The organism is Microbacterium sp. C5A9, from assembly GCF_022627955.1.
Classification (GTDB): domain Bacteria; phylum Actinomycetota; class Actinomycetes; order Actinomycetales; family Microbacteriaceae; genus Microbacterium.
Genome location: NZ_JABXGD010000001.1, coordinates 591,668 through 610,637, shown reverse-complemented (window position 1 = coordinate 610,637; position 18,970 = coordinate 591,668). Strand labels below are relative to the sequence as shown.

The following is an 18,970-nucleotide window of genomic DNA, read 5'->3' as shown; positions in this document are numbered from 1 at the left end:
GTCGCCCCCGCATCCCCCTGGAGATGAACATGTCACTCGCCACTCGCCGTGAGGGCCGCACGAAGCTGCCGCCCGAAGAGCCGTCGATCCCGCAGCGCAGCGGAGGGACCGGCGCCTACTGGATGTATCTGCTCCCCGGCTTCGTGCTCCTGCTCGTCGTCGTCATCGTCCCGCTGATCTGGAACGTGTACCTGACCTTCACGAAGTGGAAGGGCGTGCGCACGCCGGAGTTCATCGGTCTGGAGAACTGGCAGAAGATCCTCACCGACGGCGACTTCTGGACCTCGTTCACCAACTCCGTGTGGATGATCATCGCCATGGTCGTCGTCCCCACCATCGTCGGCCTCATGGTCGCCGCGCTGCTCTTCGACGTCGTCGGCCGCAAGTTCGGCGGCAAGGTCGGAAGCTTCCTCCGCGCGACCTACTACCTCCCCCAGATCCTCCCCATCGCCGTCGCCGGCATCGTGATCGGCTGGATCGTGCGGCCGGGCGGCGACGGGGCCCTGAACCAGATCCTCGGCTGGTTCGGAGTGCCGGCCTACGACTGGCTCGGCCAGATGCCCTCGGCGCTGATCGTCCTGATGGTCGTCATGGTCTGGGTGCAGCTCGGCTACCCGGTGGTCGTCTTCATGGCGGCGCTCCAGCGGGTGGATCCCGAGCTCTACGAAGCCGCAGAGCTCGACGGAGCCAACTGGTTCCAGCGCTTCTCGGCGATCACCATGAGCATCATCCGCCCCGAGATCTTCGTCGTCACCCTGACCTGCACGATCGCCGCCCTGAAGGTCTTCGGTCCGGTCTACATCATCACGCGCGGTGGTCCTGCCGGCTCGACCCTGGTGCCGGCCTACTACGCGTACCAGGAGTTCTTCACCAAGCGGAACGTCGGCTACGGAGCGACGATCGCGACCGTGCTCACGATCGTCGTGGTCATCGTGTCGATCATCTTCATCCGCGTCCAGAACTCGCTCGAGCGCAAGGAAAGGGCGGGTCTGTGATGCACGCCACCACCGCCATCGTCACCGGCAAGCCGTCGAAGGCCCGTCCCCGTGGCGGCATGACCAAGAAGCGTCCCGTCGACTGGCTGATGCTCGCGCTCGTCGTGATAGGCGCACTGCTCGTGATCGCGCCGTTCTATCTCGTGCTCGTGAACTCGTTCAAGTCGCCGGTCGACTACGCGACCTCGGGTCCGCTCGCCTTCCCCGAGACGCTGGACTTCGGCGGCATCATCAAGTTCTGGGAGCGGGTCAACTTCCCTGAGAAGGTCTGGAACTCGATCTTCATCGCCGGCATCGTCTCGGTGCTCGCGGTCGTCATCTCGATGCTCAACGCGTTCGCGATCGGCATCGGACGCGTGCGCGGACGCAGCTGGATCGTGCTGCTGTTCCTGCTCGCGAACCTGCTGCCGCAGGAGGCGCTGCTCTATCCGCTGTACTACATGTTCAAGTCCGTCGGACTGTACGACAACGTCTGGTCGGTCATCATCGTCTTCACCGTCATCCAGGCGGCGTTCGGCACCTACCTGCTGTCCTCGGTGTACGGCACGTTCCCCAAGGAGGTGCTCGAGGCCGCCTCGCTCGACGGTGCGAGCCGCTGGCAGATCCTCTGGCGGGTCGTCTTCCCGATCAGCCGCCCGACCCTGTCGGTGCTGCTCATCTTCTTCTTCATCTGGACGTGGAACGAGTTCCTCATCCCGCTGACGTTCCTCGCCTCGAACGCCAACCAGACCGTCCCCGTCGCGATCAGCGTGCTGCAGGGCGATCGCCTGATGGACGTCACCACGACGAGCGCCTCCGCGCTCCTCGGCATCATCCCCACGCTCATCTTCTTCCTCATCTTCCAGCGCACACTCACGCGCGGCATCACGGCAGGAGCAGTCAAGTAATGAAGTTCACCGACGGGTTCTGGCAACTGCGTCCGGGCGTCACCGCGCTGTACGCGCAGGAGGCCTACGACATCGACGAGACCGACGACACCCCCGACGGCGCAGGCATCGTCATCACCGCGCCGACCATGGCCATCGCCAAGCGCGGCGACACCCTCAACCGGCCGGTGCTGACGACGACGCTCTCGTCGCCGGCCGAAGGCGTCATCCGGGTGCGCATCGCGCATCACGAGGGCGCGCGATGGCACGGAGGCTTCGGTCTTCCCGGCGCCTCGACCGGCGGTGCCACCGCGTCCGTCTCCGACGTCGGCGGCACGCTCGACGCGGGTGCGCTCGTCGCCCGCATCGCGCCCGGCTCGCCCTGGGATCTCTCGTTCGAGGTCGACGGACACCGGGTGACCGGCAGCGGCCACAAGGCCCAGGGCTACCTGCGGCTCGCACCCGGCGCGCAGGTGGACTCCGGCATCGTCGACAACGCCCGCCAGGGCGGCTCGCACGCGGGCGGCTCGGCTCCGAGCGCGTCGGCCTTCGTGCACGAGCAGCTCGAGCTCGGCGTCGGCGAGCTGATCTACGGCCTCGGCGAGCGCTTCGGCCCTCTCGTGAAGAACGGCCAGTCCGTCGACATCTGGAACGCCGACGGCGGCACGTCGAGCGAGCAGGCCTACAAGAGCATCCCCTTCCATCTGTCGAACCGCGGATACGGCGTGTTGGTCAACGACCCCGGTCACGTCTCGTACGAGATCGGCTCGGAGACCGTCGAGCGCGTGCAGTTCTCGGTCTCCGGCGAGGTGCTCGAGTACTTCGTGATCGCGGGCCCCACCCCCAAGGAGGTGCTCTCGCGCTACACCGCGCTCACCGGTCGGCCGCCGGTAGTGCCCGCGTGGTCGTACGGTCTCTGGCTCTCGACGAGCTTCACGACCGACTACGACGAGCAGACCGTCAGCGCGTTCATCGACGAGATGGCCGCGCGCGAGCTTCCCGTGTCCGTCTTCCACTTCGACTGCTTCTGGATGCGCGAGTTCAACTGGTGCGACTTCGAGTGGGATCCGCGGGTGTTCCCCGATCCCGAGGGGATGCTGTCGCGGCTGCACGAGAAGGATCTGCGCGTGTGCGTGTGGATCAACCCCTACATCGCGCAGCGCTCTCCCCTGTTCCGCGAGGCGGCCGACCGCGGCTTCCTCGTCACCCGGCCCGACGGCTCCGTGTGGCAGTGGGATCTCTGGCAGGCGGGCATGGGTCTCGTCGACTTCACGAACCCCGAGGCCACCGCCTGGTATCAGGGCCACCTGCGCCGTCTGATCGCCCAGGGCGTCGACTGCTTCAAGACCGACTTCGGCGAGCGCATCCCCACCGAGGTGGTGTGGGCCGACGGCTCGGATCCGGAGCGGATGCACAACCTGTACACCGACCTCTACAACCGCGCCGTGCACGACGTGCTCACCGAGGCGCGCGGAGCCGACGACGCCGTGCTCTTCGCCCGCTCGGCCACGGCGGGCGGTCAGAGCATGCCGGTGCACTGGGGCGGGGACTCGACCTCGACCTACGCCTCCATGGCCGAGACGCTGCGCGGCGGGCTCTCCCTCGCCCTCAGTGGATTCGCGTTCTGGAGCCACGACATCGGCGGCTTCGAGGGCACCCCGGACGCAGGGGTCTTCAAGCGCTGGACGGCCTTCGGGCTGCTCGGATCCCACTCGCGCTTCCACGGATCGAGCTCGTACCGGGTGCCGTGGCTGTTCGACGAGGAGGCCGTCGACGTCACCCGCCGATTCACGCAGCTCAAGATGCAGCTCATGCCGTATCTGTATCAGCAGGGTCTGGACGCCGTGCACACGGGGCATCCGCTGATGCGCCCGATGCAGCTGGAGTTCCCGGACGACCCCGCTGTCGGCTATCTGGATCGCCAGTACATGCTCGGCTCCCGCCTGCTCGTCGCACCGGTGTTCTCCCCCGACGGGTCGGTCGAGTTCTACCTGCCGGAGGGGGTCTGGACCTCGCTGCTCACCGGCGAGACCGTGACGACGAGCGGCGGATGGCGTCGCGAGACGCACGGGTACGACTCGCTGCCGCTGTACGTGCGGGCCGGCACCGTGCTGCCCTGGGGAGCGCGGAGCGATCGGCCCGACTACGACTATCACGACGGTCTGCAGCTGCGGGTCTTCCCGGGCGGGACGGGCACCGCCACCGTGACGGTGACCGCTCCGGGCGGCGAGGAGCGGACGTACTCGGCCGACCTGTCAGAGGTGACCGGATGACCCGCCTCTCCCCCGCCGCCGACTACCGCGGCTCCGGACTCGCCCTGCCCGAGGGATCCGCGTTCGGCTCTGCCACGGCGTCGTATCAGATCGAGGGGGCCGCGGCGGAGGACGGTCGGACGCCGTCGATCCGGGACACCTTCAGCAGGAGTCCGCACGCGCACGATCGGCGGATGGGTCGGGGCGCGGGGCGCTAGCGCCGGTCGGGCCGCTTCCGGTCGTTCCACGCGGCGAATGCCGAGGCGGCGGCACCGGCGGCACGGTCGATCGCCTCGGTCGACCGCGTGATGAGGTCGTGAGCGGCGCCCTGCCAGTTCGATGCCGACGGCGACTCGCCCGCCTGGACGCGGGCTGCGTGTTCGGCGGCCTCGAGAGCGCGCTCGAGGTCGCCGACCGCGTCGCGGTACTCGGCATAGGTGGCGGCGTCGACCATGCTCGTCGCGGCGCGGCGCGCGTCGACCGCACGGCCTGCGGCACGCGCATACGCGGCCGTCGCGGGCTGCTTCACATCGGTCATGGCCGGATACGCGATCTGCAGCGCCGGATCCGTCTCGTACCGCATCCACTGCGCCGTGATCGCATCGTGCTGAGCCTGCAGCCGTTCCAGCGGACGCGGAGCGGATGCCGCGGGGATCGCCGCACGTGCGGCGTTCAGACGCACCTGCTTCGCCCGGACATCGGCGGAGGCTGCCCTGGCGTCGTTCTCCTTGGCCCGCAGCATGCGCTTCGCTCCGGCGACCTGCTCGGGTGTCGCACGCCGCGCACTGCGTTCGGCGGAGATACGGGAGACATCCGCTCTGGCGAGCTTGACCGCCAGACGCCGTTCGGCAGCCGCATCCCGCGCGGCCTTGAGATCGTGCCGAGCCGCGTCGTACTCGAGTCGGCGACCGCTCCTCGTGCTGCGGCGGCGCAGTCCGACCGCGCCGGCGGCGACTCCTCCGGCGGCGACGGGCGCGATCCACCACAACTCGACGGCGAGCGACAACGGATCCATACTCCGATGCTACCCAGGCAGGCGGCTCCGCGCTCCGCCCTCCGGCGGACGGCCGAGGCCACGACCGATGATCGGTCGTGGCCTCGGCGCTCAGGAGTCTCGCTCGATCAGACCAGGGTCTCCTGCCAGGCGGCGTGCAGCTGGGCGAACTTCCCGGTGCCGTTGATGAGCGTCTCGGGGGTGTCGTCCTCGATGATCGCGCCGTGCTCCATGACCAGCACGCGATCCGCGATCGCGACCGTCGACAGACGGTGCGCGATGATGATCGCCGTGCGGTCCTTCAGCAGGGTCTGCAGAGCGTCCTGGATCAGTCGCTCCGACGGGATGTCCAGCGAGGCCGTCGCCTCGTCGAGGATCAGCACCGCGGGGTCGGCGAGGAACGCCCGCGCGAACGAGATCAGCTGACGCTGTCCTGCCGACACGCGACCGCCGCGCTTGTTGACATCGGTGCCGTAGCCGTCGGGGAGCGACGAGATGAACTCGTCGGCGCCGACCGCGCGAGCCGCGGCCCTGATCTCATCGAGCGAGGCGTCGGGCTTGCCGAGGGCGATGTTGTCGGCGACCGTGCCGCTGAACAGGTACGCCTCCTGCGTGACCATGACGATGGCGCGGCGGAGATCCTTCGGATGCAGGTCGCGCAGGTCGACGCCGTCGAGCGTCACCTTTCCGATCGACGGGTCGTAGAAGCGCGAGATCAGCTTCGCCAGGGTCGACTTGCCCGCACCGGTCGTGCCGACGAGCGCGATGGTCTGCCCCGCGGGGATGTCGAGCGAGAAGTTCGGCAGGATCGTCTTCTCCCCGTTGTACCCGAATGTCACCTCATCGAACTCGATGTGACCGCGCGACTCCCACAGATCCACCGGCTTCTCGGGGTCCGGAACCGTCGGCACCTCTTCGAGCACGCCCGACACCTTCTCCAGCGCCGCCGTGGCGGACTGATAGGAGTTGAGGAACATCGCGATCTCCTGCATCGGGGCGAAGAAGTTCCGCACGTACAGCACCGCCGACAGCAGCACGCCGACCGTCAGCGCGCCCTCCGAGACACGGATGCCACCCCACAGGACGACGATGCCGAGCACCAGGGCGGCGACGCCCATCAGCCCGGGCTCGAACGTGCCGAACAGCAACATCGAGCGGCGGTTGACGTCGCGGTACTCCCCCGCGATCTTCTGGAAGGCGGCGTCGTTGCGCGGCTCCTTGCGGAAGGCCTTCACGGCGCGGATGCCGGTCATGGTCTCGACGAACTGCACGATGACCTTCGCGCTGATTACGCGGGACTCGCGGTAGACGAGCTGCGAACGCGAGTAGAACCAGCGCATCAGGAAGAACAGCGGGATGCCGCCGATCGCCAGGATGAGCCCGGACTGCCAGTCCCAGACGCACAGGGCGATGAACGTGAACAGTCCGAAGAGTACGCCGGAGACGAGCTCGTTCAGTCCGCCGTCGAGGAGCTCCTTGATCGAGTCGAGATCGCTCGTCTGTCGCGAGATGATGCGCCCGGACGTGTACGACTCGTGGAACTCGAGGCTCAGGCGCTGAGTGTGCAGGAAGATCCGCTTGCGCAGATCCAGCAGCACGGCCTGGGTGAGCTTGGCCGCGACGATCACGTACCAGGCGATCATGATCGCGGCGACGGCGCCGGCGAGGAGGTAGATGCCGCCGATCATGAAGGTCGGCATCCAGTCCGCGCGCTCGAGCACCGCCGGCAGGGCGCGGTCGAGGCCGATGCTGATCAGTATCGGCCCCGCCACCTGCAGCGCGGTCGAGATGACGAGCACCACTCCGGCGAGAATGATCTGGCGCTTCAGCGGGCGCACCAGCGACCCCAGCAGGTGCAGCGAACGGCGACGGATCGCCCGGCTCTCCTCCTTGGTGTAGCGGGAGCGGTCTTCATCCTGGGTTCCGGTGATCGCGGAGCTCATCGCTGCACCTCCTTCTCGGTGATGATGTCTTCGTCGGCTGCGGCCTCGCGGATTCCTTCACGGACCACGGAGTCGATCTCGTCCTCCTCGTCGCGGATGATCGGGATCGCGCCGGTGCGCGCGGCCTCTTCCGCCTCGAGGCTCGAGATGACGTGGCGGTAGTGGCGACTCGTCTTCAGAAGCTCGCTGTGGGTGCCGACGGCGGTGACCCGCCCGGCCTCGAGCAGGGCCACACGGTCGGCGAGCGCCACGGTCGACGGCCGGTGGGCGACGATCATGGCTGTCGTGTCGGCCAGCACATGGCGCAGCGCCTCTTCGACGAGCGCCTCGGTGTCGACGTCGAGAGCCGAGAGCGGGTCGTCGAGCACGAGCACCTTCGGGTTCGCGGCGACGGCGCGCGCGAGGGCCAGACGCTGACGCTGACCGCCGGAGAGGCTCAGCCCCTCCTCGCCGATGATCGTCTCGGTGCCCTCGGGCAGCGCGTCGACGAACGCGGCCTGCGCCACGTCGAGCGCCTCGCGCAGGACGCGCTCGGCCTCGTCGCTGTGCACGTCGAGATCGGCACGACCGAGCAGCACGTTCTCACGCACGGTCGCCGAGAACAGCGTCGCGTCCTCGAACGCCATCGCGATGTGCTGGCGCAGCTCGGCGAGCGGCAGGTCGCGCACGTCGACGCCGTCGAGCGTCACGCGACCGCCGGTCACGTCGTACAGACGCGTCGGCAGCGTGGTGAGCGTGGTCTTGCCACTGCCGGTGAGACCGACGAGCGCCATCGTCTCGCCCGGGCGCAGCACGAGGTCGACCCCGTCGAGCAGGTCGCGCTCGTGCGCTCCCGCGTCCTGGTAGCGGAAGTGCGCTCCCTCGAACGCGAGCTCGCCGCGCGGCTCCGCGATGTGCACCGGGTTCTCGGGGTCGGTGATCGTGTTCGTCTCGGAGAAGATGTCGAACACGCGGTCCGTCGCGGTGCGCGCATCGAGCATGAACGAGAACAGGAACCCGATCGACTCGATGGGCCAGCGGAGCACCGTGGCCATCGCGAAGAACGCGAAGAGCTCTGGCAGCTCGATCGCCCCCTGCGAGATCAGCCAGATGCCCGACATCAGGCTGAGACCGAAGGCGATCTGGGGCATCAGATCGAGCCAGAACCAGATCGATGCGATCGCTCCGGCCTTGCTCATCTCGGTCTCGCGCAGCGTCTCGGCCTGACGGCTGAACCGGCTGAGCGCGTGCTTGCCACGGCCGAAGGCCTTCAGCACGCGGATGCCGTGCACGCTCTCCTCGACGCTGGTGGCGAGATCGCCCGCCTGATCCTGGCTGCGCCGTGTGAGCGCGCCGTAGCGCTTCTCGAACAGGTATCCGCGGATCCACAGCGGGATCGCGGTGACGATGAAGATCGTGCCGAGCAGCCAGTGCCAGCGGAACAGCAGCACCGCTCCGATGACGATGGTCAGGATGTTGACGACCAGCAGCACGAGACCGAACGCCAGCCAACGGCGGATGAGACCGATGTCCTGCATCATGCGGCTCAGCAGCTGACCCGACTGCCAGCGGTCATGGAACGACACGGGCAGCGTCTGCAGGCGCGAGTAGAGCTCGGTGCGCATCGTGTACTCGACCTGGGTCGCGGGGTTGAGCACGAACTGACGGCGCAGCCACACCATCAGCGCCTCGCCGAGGGCGAGACCGAAGACGGCGAGCGCACCCCAGGCGATGGCGTCGATCGCACCGGTCTGCACCGGTCCGCGGATGATCTGCTCAAGGACGATCGGGATCATCAGGGCGATGATCGCCGCGACGAGCGCGCTGGCGGCACCGCCGGCGAGTCGCCAGATGACCGGCTTCACGAAGGGTTTGAGGCGCCACAGTGCGGCCGGAGTGGAAAGAGAGGAGGACGGGGAGGCGTTCTGCGATGAAGGCGAGGAAGACATGTCTCTCAGACGAGTTTCGTATGGGTAAGCGGTTGCTGACGGGGACGGACGCGTGAACGGACTCTCGGAGTCCGGCATCCGGTGCAGTCGTGCGTGTGGGAAGGGGCTCTAGCGGAGCGGTCGCGCCAGGGTCGAGCCGAGAGCGTTGATCTGCGCAGAGGCGATCGATGTCATGGTGTCCTCCTCAGGGCTCGGCGGCGTCGTCCGGTCGGTGCGACAGCCCACCAGCCTATTCCTGTGAACCGGCTGAACACAAGAGAGATTCCCGATCCGCTGATTCTCGGCGTGAGAACGCCGAGGTCACACCTCAGCCGCGCCCGCCTCGCGCGCCAGCAGGCGCTGCTTGACGTCGAGCCCCCAGGCGAAGCCGCCGAGCGTGCCGTCGGTGCGCAGCACGCGATGGCAGGGCACGAAGAGCGCCGGGGCGTTCCGCGCGCAGATCGACGCCGCCGCGCGCACCGCTCGGGGGTTGCCGAGCCGTGCCGCGAACGAGGTGTAGGTCAGCGGCTCTCCCGGCTCGATCGTGCGCAGAGCAGCCCATCCGGCCATCTGCAGCGGCGTGCCGACCTGCGCCACGGCGACCGCGTCGATCGCCGACAGGTCGCCCGCGTAGAACGCACGCACCGATGCTGCGGCATCGGTCTCGCCCGCCCTGACCTCGACCGGCCGCGTGGCGGCCGCGAGACGACCGATGATCGCCGCGCGATCGGCGGTCCATCCGGACGCGAGCACCCGCTGGCGGTCGTCGGCGAGGATCGTGAAGGGACCGTCGGGGGTGTCGACGGTCTGGATCAGGGCGGTCATGATGTCTCCTTCGAACCTGCCGTCGCGGCGGCGATCGGGGCCTTGCTGGGTGTCGTCGATGCTCGTGTCGGTCGTATCGGCGCCGCACGCCAGAGGTGGGCGCTGAGATAGCTGCGCCACGGTGCGGCGCGCTCGGCCCAGGCGGTCAGCGGTGCGGGTTCGCCGGGAAGCCCGGAGGCCGCGGCGCCCGCCCGCAGGGCGACGTCACCGGGGAGCAGGATGTCGGGATCGCCGAGCACGCGCATGCGCACGTAGTCGGCCGTCCACGGACCGATGCCCGGCATCGCGAGCAGTGCCGCCCGCTGCGCGACCCCGTCGTCGCCCACGGTGAGCGCGAGCGTGCCGTCGGCGAGCGCGGAGGCGACTCCGACGATCGCGCGGATGCGGGCTCCGGGGCCCCGGAGCACCTCGGCGCCGTGCTCGGCGATCGCCGACATCGTGGGGAAGAGCAGACCGTGCTCGGTCCGCTCCCCCAGCGCCTCGGTGAGAGCCGTGAGCGCCGTCCGCGCGGCGACGACCGTGATCTGCTGCCCGATCATCGCGCGGATCAGCATCTCGTGCGGATCCGCAGCCCCCGGTACGCGGATGCCGGGGGTGCGGGCGACGAGAGGAGCGAGCTCGGGGTGCGCGCTCAGCGCCTGGTCGACCGCGAGAGGGTCCGCGTCGAGATCGAAGATGCGCCGCGCGGTCGAGACGAGCGGGGCGAGATCGCCGAGCTGGGCCACGCGAGCGCGCAGGTGCAGACGGGCGGCGGCATCCTGACTCACCTCGAACCAGGCCGGGCCTCCCGCCATGCGGAGATGGCGGGAGAACGACGTGGCCGTCGCCTCTTCGACCCCCGACACGGCCCGTGCGGCCATCCACTGGAACACTCCGTCCGCGTCGAGCGGGCCGCGGTAGGGCAGGACCAGATCGATCGCGCCGGGGACAGCGGATGCCGGCGTCCGGCGCCGCGCTCTCAGCTCACCCGGGGTGAGGCCGAAGACCTCGCGGATCGTGTCGTTGCACTGCCGGATGCTCGCGAAACCGGCGGAGAAGGCGATGTCGGAGATCGGCATGTCGGTGCCGACGAGCAGCATCCGCGCCGTGTGGGCTCGATGCGCCCGCGCGAGCGCCAGGGGGCCGGCACCGAGCTCGGTCGAGAGCAGTCGCGTGAGGTGCCGGGTCGAGTAGCCCAGGCGCAGGGCGAGGCCGGAGACGCCCTCGCGCTCGACGACGCCCGACGCGATCAGGCGCATCGCCCGCGCGGCGACGTCGCTGCGCAAATCCCAGGCGGGCGACCCGGGTGCCGCCTCGGGCAGGCAGCGCTTGCACGCGCGGTACCCCGCCTCATGCGCCGCCGCGCTCGTGGGATAGAACGTGACGTTCTGAGGCTTGGGCGTGCGCGCGGGACAGCTCGGGCGGCAGTAGATGCCGGTGGAGCGCACGGCCGTCACGAACTGTCCGTCGAAACGCGTGTCGCGCGCGCTGATCGCGCGATACCGTTCGTCGAAGTCGGTCACGGGGAAGCTCATGCCTCCACTCTGTCACGCCCCACCGACCCGGACTGGCGGAAATCGGACATCGCAGTGGATGCCGCAGCGGTGCCCCGATCAGCCCTTCAGATAGACCGTGGCCGTCTCGGTGAAGAACTCTCGGGCAGCCGCTCCCTGCTCTTTCGGACCGAGCGCGCTCGCACCGCTGCCGCCGAACGGCACGTGCAGGTCTGCGCCGGCCGACGCCGAGTTGATGTGCACGACACCCGCCCTGATCTCCTCGATCGCACGGAGCGCGTCCGCGAGACCTGTCGTGAAGACGGCGGTCGAGAGGCCGTATTCGCTGTCGTTGACGAGCGCGATCCCGTCTTCGGTGCTCGAGACCCTGCGCACGCCGATCACGGGGCCGAACAGCTCGTCCGTCCACAGCTCGCCCGGCTCGTCCTCGTTCAGCTCGAACACCGACGGCGCGATGAAGTACCCGTCGTCGAGATCGCCGGGCCCATACGGTTCCGGAGCGACCACCGCTGTCGCCGACGTCCGAGCGCGCGCGATGGCGGCGGCCACCCGATCTCGCGCGGCGGAGTCGACGACGGGCCCGACCTCGACCGCCGGATCCTGGGCATCACCCACGATCATCCGCTCGGTACGCGCGGCGAGCCGACGCAGGAACTCGTCGGCTATCGCGTCGTGCACGATCACCCGAGATGTCGCCGTGCACTTCTGCCCCGCGGCGCGGAACGCGCCGACCGCCACCTGCTCGACGGCGACGTCGAGGTCGGCATCGGCGAGCACGAGCGACGCGTTCTTGCCGCCCAGCTCGCCCTGGAACGGGATGCCGCGGGCCGCCAGCTGCGCGGCGATGACCCTGCCGACCTTCGTGGACCCGGTGAAGGTCACCGCGTCGACGTCCGGATGCGAGACGATCGCCTCCCCGACGGCGGCCGTGCCGTTCACGAGGTTCAGCACCCCGCGAGGCAGTCCGGCCTGCTCCAGCGCCTCGGCGAATCGCATCGCCAGCACGGGGACGGATGTCGCGGGCTTCCAGACCACGGTGTTGCCCCACACCAGCGCCGGAGCGAGCTTCCATGCGGGAATCGAGATCGGGAAGTTGAAGGGAGTGATCGCCCCGACGACCCCCACCGGCCGGCGGATCACGAGGATGCGTTCGCCCGGGGTGGGCGACTCGAAGACACCGCCGCTCTGGCGTTCGACCTCCTGCGCGTGGAAGCGGAGGATGTTCGCGGCATGGCCGGTCTCGGCGATCGCCTCGACGAGCGTCTTGCCCTCTTCCCTCGCCAGCTCTCCTCCCCACTCCTCACGATGCGCCTCGATGATGTCGGCTGCACGGAGGAGGATGCCGGCGCGAGCGCGAGCCGGTGTCCGACGCCAGCCGTCGACGGCCGCGCGGGCCGCCGCGTAGGCGCGGTCGACATCGGCATCCGACGCTCCCGGGCCCTCGGCGACGACGTCGCTCGGACGACTCGGATTGACGTCGACGAGGGCTTCTCCCCCGCCCTCGACCCAGCTTCCGTCGATGAAGTGGCGCAGGGCGATGGCGGTCATGATGCTCCCTCGGTGACAGTGCTGCGGAAGGCGGAGAACCCGGTGATGTGGGCTCCGAGCACGAGCGTGTGCACTTCGTCGGTGCCCTCGTACGTGCGGACGGATTCGAGGTTGGCGGCGTGACGCAGCGGCGAGTAGTCGCCGGACACTCCGTTGCCGCCGAGGACGGTCCTCGCCTCGCGGGCGATGCCGATGGCCGCCCTGGTGTTGCTGAGCTTGGCGACGGAGATCTGATGCGGCGCGAGCTTTCCCGCATCCTTCAGTCTGCCGAGGCGCAGAGCGAGCAGCTGGGCCTTCTCGATCTCGACCGCCATGTCGACGAGCTTCTGCTGCGTGAGCTGGAACGCAGCGATCGGCTGGTTGAACTGGATGCGCGTGCGGGAGTACGACAGGGCCGTGGCGTAGCTGTCGCGCGCAGCGCCGATCACTCCCCAGCCGATGCCGTAGCGCGCCTCGTTCAGGCACGAGAACGGGGCCCGGAGACCGCGCGCCTCCGGAAGCTGCGCGGTGGCAGGCAGACGCACGTCGGTGAGCGTGATGTCGCACTGGATCGACGCGCGCATCGAGAGCTTGGGGGCGATCGGCGTCGCGACGAAGCCGTCGGAGTCCGTGGGCACGATGAAGCCGCGCACGCCGTCATCCGTCTGCGCCCAGATGATCGCGACCTGGGCGATCGAGGCGAGACCGATCCAGCGCTTCGCGCCGTTGATGACCCAGCCGTCGCCGTCGCGACGAGCGAAGGTGGTCATGCTCGAGGGATCGGACCCGGAGTTGGGCTCGGTGAGCCCGAAGCATCCGATGACCTCGCCGCGGGCCATGCGAGGCAGCCACTCCTGCTTCTGCTCCTCGCTGCCGTGCTTGTGGATCGCGCTCATCGCGAGCGATCCCTGCACCGACACGAAGGTGCGCAGACCCGAGTCGCCCGCTTCGAGCTCCATGGCGGAGAGCCCGTATTCGACGGCGCTGCGGCCGGCGCACCCGTATCCCGAGAGGTGCATGCCGAGGAGTCCGAGATCGGCCAGCTCCGGTACGAGCTCGGTCGGGAAGATCGCGCGGTCGTACCAGTCGGCGATGTGGGGACGGATGCGCGCGTCGACGAACGCCCGCACGCGATCGCGCGTCGCCCGTTCGTCGTCGCTGAGCATCTCGTCGAAGTCGAGCAGGTCGGGAACGGCGGTCATGCTGCGGCCTCCTCGGCGGCGATGGAGCGGATGGAACGGCTGAGGATCTCGAGTCCGGTGTCGAGCACGGCCGGCTCGATCACGAGCGGCGGAAGCAGGCGGATGACGTTGCCGTGCGTGCCGCAGGTCAGCGTGAGGACGCCCGCGGCGTGGCAGGCGGCGGTGATGCGCTGAGCGAGATCGGCGCGCGGCGCGAGCGTGTCGGGGTCGGCGAACTCGAGGGCCATCATCGCGCCTCGCCCGCGCACCTCGGCGATCACCGGGAACTCGGCGCGCAGCGGCTCGAGGTGGGCCCGGATCGCCTGTTCGATGCGCATGACGCCCGGCAGCAGCTCGGGGTCTTCGAGCACGTCGAACACGGCGAGCGCCGCGGCGCAGGCGAGCGGGTTGCCCGCGTACGTGCCGCCGAGGCCCCCCGTGTGCGCCGCGTCCATGATCTCGGCTCGGCCCGTGACCGCGCTGAGGGGCAGCCCGCCGCCGAGCGCCTTGGCCGTGAGTGTGATGTCGCCGGCGACCCCCTCGTGCTCGCTCGCGAACAGTCGTCCCGTGCGGCCGAGGCCGCTCTGGATCTCGTCGATGACGAGGACGATGCCGTGCGCGTCCGCGATCCGGCGGAGCCCCGCGAGGAATCCCTCGGCGGGGACGATGAATCCGCCCTCGCCCTGGATCGGCTCGACGACGAGCGCGGCGAAGTGCTCGTCGCCGTGCTCGATGATGATCCGCTCGATCTCGGCGAGTGCGGCATCGGCGCCCTCGCCCCGCAGCGGGTTGGCGTTCGGCCCCCGCACGACATCGTGCGGGAACGGGCCGAATGCGGTCTTGTACGGGTGCTCCTTGGCGGTCATCGCCATGGTCAGCAGCGAACGGCCGTGGTACGCCTCGTCGATCACGAGCACCCCCGGCCGCCCGGTGTGCGCCCGGGCGATCTTGACCGCGTTCTCGACGGCCTCGGCGCCCGTGCTGAACAGCGCGGTCCGCTTCTCGAAGTCGCCGGGCACGTGGGCGTTGAGCCATTCGGCCACCCGCACGAACCCTTCGTACTCGGTCACCATGAAGCACGTGTGGGTGAAGAGCTCGAGCTGGGCCGCGACGTTCTCACGCACTCGAGGATTCGCCGCACCCACGCTGGTGACGGCGATGCCCGAGGCGAGATCGATGAGCGTGTTGCCGTCGACGTCCTCGAGAGTCGAGGTGGCGGCGCGGGCGATGAAGACGGGAAGGGTGATCCCGAACCCGGAGGCGACGGCGGCGGTGCGCTGAGCGTGCAGCTCGCGCGATCGCGGGCCGGGGATCTCGGTGATCAGATGCGGAGCGGTGGTCATGCGGTCGACGCTAGAGCGTGCCCCGGGCATCGTGGGTGACATCTCGCCCAGTCTTGATGCCCGCCCTGTGCGTACTGCACAATGGCGACATGGTCTCGCTCGGTGAACTCGCACTCGCATCGGGCGCCTCACTGCGACCGCTCGCACCGTTCGACGCCGCACGGAGCATCACCGGGGTGCACGTCTCGGAGCTCGACGACCCCGGTCGCTACCTCGACGGCGGCGAGCTGCTGCTCACCACCGGCATCCCGCTGCACGCCGACTCGGCAGATCTCTACGTCGACCGACTCGCCGAGCAGGGCATCGGCGCGATCGGGATCGGACTCGGCGAAGGATGGGAGCACGCGCCCCCCGCGCTGGTCGAGCGATGCCGCGCGACCGGCATACCGATCTTCGAAGTGCCGGACGGCGTCCCGTTCCTCGACGTCTCGCGAGCGTTCTGGTCGCTCGCGGGCCGCGGCGGCCAGGAGGAGGCGATGCGCACCGCGCACGCACACACCCGGCTCGTGCAGGCCGCGGCCGGGCCCGATCCGATCGGCGCGGTCGTGCGGGTGATGGCGCAGGCCATCGGCGGATGGGTCGCCTGGCTGCCGATCGGTCCTGGCGGCTCGACGGACATCCTGCATCCCCCGTCGCTCGAGGGGATGCTGCCCTCCGTGCGTGCAGACGTGGAGAGGTCGCTGCTGCGCTCCGGCGTCGAGGCGGCGTCGTTCGTGTCGCACGGCTCGACGGTCGTCGCGCACGCGGTCACCGATGGCGACCGCACCCGCGGAGCGCTCGCCATCGGCGCGGGCCGACCGTTCGGCAGCTCGGACCGTCAACTCGCCCTCACCGCCGCCGCGCTGCTGCGACTGCTGAGTGCGCGGGAGCGAAGGGGGCCGACTCCGGAGCACTGGGTCGCTGAGCTCGCGCTCCGCGGCGAACCCGCGGCCGCCCGCGCACTCGCCCATGCCTCCGGCATCCCCCTGCCGATGCTCTTCCGGGTCGTTGCCGGCGCCGGCGCCACCGTCGACGGCGGATTCGGCGCCGGGAGTGCTCACGAGGGCGTGCATCTCACCCTGATTTCCGCGGATGCGGGCGCGACGCCCGAGTCCGGAGTCGTCAGCGGACCGGTCGGCCTGGAGGACGTCGCCGCCGCAGCCGCCCGCGTCATGGCGCTCCACCGCGCGGATCCCGACGCGGGAGCGCGCACCGATCCGGAATCGCGGTCGCGCCGCTGGGCGGATCTGCTCGCGCACACCGAGCCGGAGCTGCGGCGCACCGTCATCGCGTACCTGCGCAATCGTCACCAGGCCGAGCGGACGGCACGGGATCTCGGCGTGCATCGGAACACCATCCGGCCGAGGATCACCACCGCCGAGAAGATGCTCGACGCCTCGCTCGACGACCCCGACGTCGCGGCCGAACTGTGGATCGCACTCCGCGATCGCGGGCTCTAGCGATCGGCGTCCAACCAGGCCCGCACGGACTCGTCATGCTCGCCGAGTCGAGGGGGTGCTGACGCGCTCACCGGGATCGCCGGGGACCACGTGAGCGGCGAGCGGATCTGCGCCGACCGACGCCCGTCGGCGCCGACCGCCTCCCACACCGGTTCGAGTCCGAGCTCCTCGGCGAGCGCGATCCCGTCTCCGATCGAGTTGACGACGCCGGCGGCCACGCCGATGCGGTTCAGCCGCGCGGCCCACGCCGTCGCCGTGTCGGCAGCCAGCGCCGACTCGAGCTCGACGACGAGTGCCTCGCGATGCGCGACACGGTCGGGGTTCCTGAGGAACCGCGGATCGGCGGCGAGTTGCGGGCACCCGAGCTCGGCGGTCATCCGGGCGAACTGCGCGTCATTGCCGCAGGCCACCGCGATCGGTGCGTCCGCGCATCGCAGTGCTTCGTACGGGGCGATCGACGGATGCCGGTTGCCCAGCCGTCCGGGTTCCGTACCGGCGCCCAGGTGCGCCGACATCTGATTGACCAGTGCCGCCTGCAGGCTCGAGAGCAGGTTGACGTCGATCCTCGAACCGCGCCCCGTCAGCTCCCGCCGGCGGAGGGCCGCGAGGATGCCGATCACCGCGTCCTTGCCGGTCAGCACGTCGACCACGGCGACACCGGCCTTCATCGCATCGCCACCGGTCTCTCCGGTGATGTGCATGAGGCCGCCGACCGCCTGCGCGACGAAGTCGTATCCGGGCAGCGCCGCGCCGGCTCCCAGCCCGAACCCGCTCACCGACACGTAGACGAGACCGGGGTGCTCGGCGCTGAGCGAGTCCCAGTCGAACCCGAGTTTCGCGAAGAGCCCCGGTCGGAAGTTCTCGATCACCACGTCGCTTCTCGCGATCAGCTCGCGAGCGCGCGCCACGTCGCCCGGATCAGTGAGGTCGAGAGCCACGGATTCCTTGCCGCGGTTGGCGGATTCGAAGTACGTCGTGATCCCGGACTCGGCGTACGGCGGACCCCACGCCCTCGTGTCGTCTCCCGTGCCTGGCCGCTCGACCTTGATGACCCGTGCACCGAGATCGGCGAGCGTCATGGTGGCCAGCGGACCCGCGAGGACGCGGGAGAAGTCGGCGACGACGATCCCGTCGAGCGGCGCGCTCACCGACGCACCCGCAGCGCCTGAGAAGTGGATTCCCTCGCGACCACCGTGATCGGGAACTCCACATCGGTGCCGGATGCCGCACGGCCGTCGAGCAGGTCGATCAGCAGCTCGGCGCAGGCGACACCCGAATCGCGGGGGCGCAGATCGATCGAGGTGATGGACGGGGTCAGGAACGGCAGCGACGGATGGTCCACGCACGAGACGACCGTGATGTCCTCGCCGATCGTGCGCCCGAGTCGTCCGAGCACGGCGACGACCTCGATCGCGCTGGAGTCCGGCCCGCAGATGATCACGTCGGTGTCCGGATTCGTCTGCAGCAGCCGTTCGGTCGACTCGCGCACCGCGTGCCAGGGCGCCTCGAACGAGATCGGCGCGAGGACCGGATCGAGACCGCGCGCCGCGCATCCTCGGCGATAGCCGGAGACGAGCTGGCGCGACCAGTCCGTGGCATCCGGAGCGACCAGCAGCGCGGGATGCTGCGCCCCCGTGACGTCGATCTCGTCGAAGAGCCGGAGCATCGCCGCCTCGTGCGACGACCAGATGACGCCGTCGGGAACGCCCTCGATGTCGTCGGGCAGGTGCTCCTGGGTGACGATCGGGATGCCGGAGGCCATGAGCGAAGGCAGCCCGGGGTCGCCGGACACCGGATCGCCGATGATCAATCCGTCCGCGCGGATGGGCCGAGACCGACCGGACGACGCCGACGGGCTCACGATGGTCACGTCGATGTCGTGGGCCGCCGCGCTCGTGACGATCCCGAAGGTGAACGCCATGTAGTACGACGACCGGGACACGACCTCGGGGAGAACGATCCCGATGGTGCCGATCGCGCCGCCTCGGAGGCTCCTCGCGGCCGTGTTGACCGAGTATCCGAGCTCGGCCGCCGCCGCCAGGACGGCTTCCCGAGTGGCCGGCGACACGCGACCGCCGCCGTTGAGCGCATCGGACGCCGTGGTCTTCCCGACACCCGCGCGCCGAGCGACATCGATCAATCTGGCGCGTCGTGGCTCTTGCATGCGGCCGAGTCTAACCACAGGGAGCAAGCCGTAATCCACTC

The 18,970-nt window shown here is 69.6% G+C and carries 14 protein-coding genes and 1 pseudogene; 5 read left to right on the top strand and 10 right to left on the bottom strand.

The genetic code is table 11. From position 1 onward, the window contains the following. Positions 1-29: 29 nt before the first annotated feature. The 4 genes and pseudogenes from HWD99_RS02750 to HWD99_RS02735 all read left to right on the top strand — a co-directional run. Positions 30-995 (top strand): carbohydrate ABC transporter permease, encoded by a 966-nt coding sequence (locus HWD99_RS02750; RefSeq protein ID WP_241794705.1) that lies wholly within the window; start codon positions 30-32, stop codon positions 993-995. Continuing rightward, positions 995-1,882 (top strand): carbohydrate ABC transporter permease, encoded by an 888-nt coding sequence (locus HWD99_RS02745; RefSeq protein WP_241794704.1) that lies wholly within the window; start codon positions 995-997, stop codon positions 1,880-1,882. Before HWD99_RS02750 ends, HWD99_RS02745 begins: the two co-directional genes overlap by 1 nt. Then, positions 1,882-4,134, top strand: a complete 2,253-nt coding sequence (gene yicI, locus HWD99_RS02740) for an alpha-xylosidase (RefSeq protein WP_241794703.1) — start codon at positions 1,882-1,884, stop codon at positions 4,132-4,134. Before HWD99_RS02745 ends, yicI begins: the two co-directional genes overlap by 1 nt. Next, a pseudogene (locus HWD99_RS02735) lies at positions 4,131-4,289 on the top strand (family 1 glycosylhydrolase); the annotation flags it as partial. The gene yicI and the pseudogene HWD99_RS02735, both read left to right, overlap by 4 nt. A gap of 38 nt (positions 4,290-4,327) precedes the next feature. Here the strand turns inward: HWD99_RS02735 and HWD99_RS02730 are convergent. The 8 genes from HWD99_RS02730 to gabT all read right to left on the bottom strand — a co-directional run bounded on the left by HWD99_RS02730 (position 4,328) and on the right by gabT (position 15,326). Further along, positions 4,328-5,128 (bottom strand): hypothetical protein, encoded by an 801-nt coding sequence (locus HWD99_RS02730; protein WP_241794702.1) that lies wholly within the window; start codon positions 5,126-5,128, stop codon positions 4,328-4,330. 107 nt (positions 5,129-5,235) lie between these two features. Further along, positions 5,236-7,050, bottom strand: coding sequence for an ABC transporter ATP-binding protein (locus HWD99_RS02725; RefSeq protein WP_241794701.1), 1,815 nt, complete (start codon positions 7,048-7,050; stop codon positions 5,236-5,238). After that, positions 7,047-8,978 carry an ABC transporter ATP-binding protein gene (locus HWD99_RS02720; RefSeq protein WP_241794700.1) on the bottom strand — a complete coding sequence of 644 codons (1,932 nt, stop codon included), beginning with the start codon at positions 8,976-8,978 and terminating at the stop codon, positions 7,047-7,049. The genes HWD99_RS02725 and HWD99_RS02720 overlap by 4 nt, the downstream gene beginning before the upstream one ends. A 300-nt stretch (positions 8,979-9,278) precedes the next feature. Continuing rightward, entirely contained in the window at positions 9,279-9,782 is a 504-nt protein-coding gene (locus HWD99_RS02715; protein WP_241794698.1) for a methylated-DNA--[protein]-cysteine S-methyltransferase, read from the bottom strand. Further along, entirely contained in the window at positions 9,779-11,296 is a 1,518-nt protein-coding gene (locus tag HWD99_RS02710; RefSeq protein ID WP_241794697.1) for a DNA-3-methyladenine glycosylase 2 family protein, read from the bottom strand. The genes HWD99_RS02715 and HWD99_RS02710 overlap by 4 nt, the downstream gene beginning before the upstream one ends. A gap of 78 nt (positions 11,297-11,374) precedes the next feature. Next, positions 11,375-12,823: an aldehyde dehydrogenase family protein gene (locus tag HWD99_RS02705; RefSeq protein ID WP_241794696.1), complete on the bottom strand. Its 1,449-nt coding sequence runs from the start codon at positions 12,821-12,823 to the stop codon at positions 11,375-11,377. Beyond that, complete coding sequence (locus HWD99_RS02700; RefSeq protein ID WP_241794695.1) at positions 12,820-14,004, bottom strand: acyl-CoA dehydrogenase family protein; 1,185 nt, start codon at positions 14,002-14,004, stop codon at positions 12,820-12,822. Before HWD99_RS02700 ends, HWD99_RS02705 begins: the two co-directional genes overlap by 4 nt. Then, positions 14,001-15,326, bottom strand: coding sequence for a 4-aminobutyrate--2-oxoglutarate transaminase (gene gabT, locus HWD99_RS02695; protein WP_241794694.1), 1,326 nt, complete (start codon positions 15,324-15,326; stop codon positions 14,001-14,003). Before gabT ends, HWD99_RS02700 begins: the two co-directional genes overlap by 4 nt. 89 nt (positions 15,327-15,415) lie before the next feature. Here gabT and HWD99_RS02690 point away from each other — a divergent pair, with 89 nt between their 5' ends. Further along, on the top strand, positions 15,416-16,765 hold the full coding sequence (locus HWD99_RS02690; protein WP_241794693.1) for a PucR family transcriptional regulator: 1,350 nt from the start codon (positions 15,416-15,418) through the stop codon (positions 16,763-16,765). Here the strand turns inward: HWD99_RS02690 and HWD99_RS02685 are convergent. Together HWD99_RS02685 and HWD99_RS02680 are read right to left on the bottom strand one after the other, a co-directional pair. Further along, entirely contained in the window at positions 16,762-17,913 is a 1,152-nt protein-coding gene (locus HWD99_RS02685; protein WP_241794692.1) for a CaiB/BaiF CoA-transferase family protein, read from the bottom strand. The two genes, HWD99_RS02690 and HWD99_RS02685, sit on opposite strands and share 4 nt — an antisense overlap. Beyond that, positions 17,910-18,929: a LacI family DNA-binding transcriptional regulator gene (locus HWD99_RS02680; RefSeq protein ID WP_241794691.1), complete on the bottom strand. Its 1,020-nt coding sequence runs from the start codon at positions 18,927-18,929 to the stop codon at positions 17,910-17,912. Before HWD99_RS02680 ends, HWD99_RS02685 begins: the two co-directional genes overlap by 4 nt. Positions 18,930-18,970 lie beyond the last annotated feature (41 nt).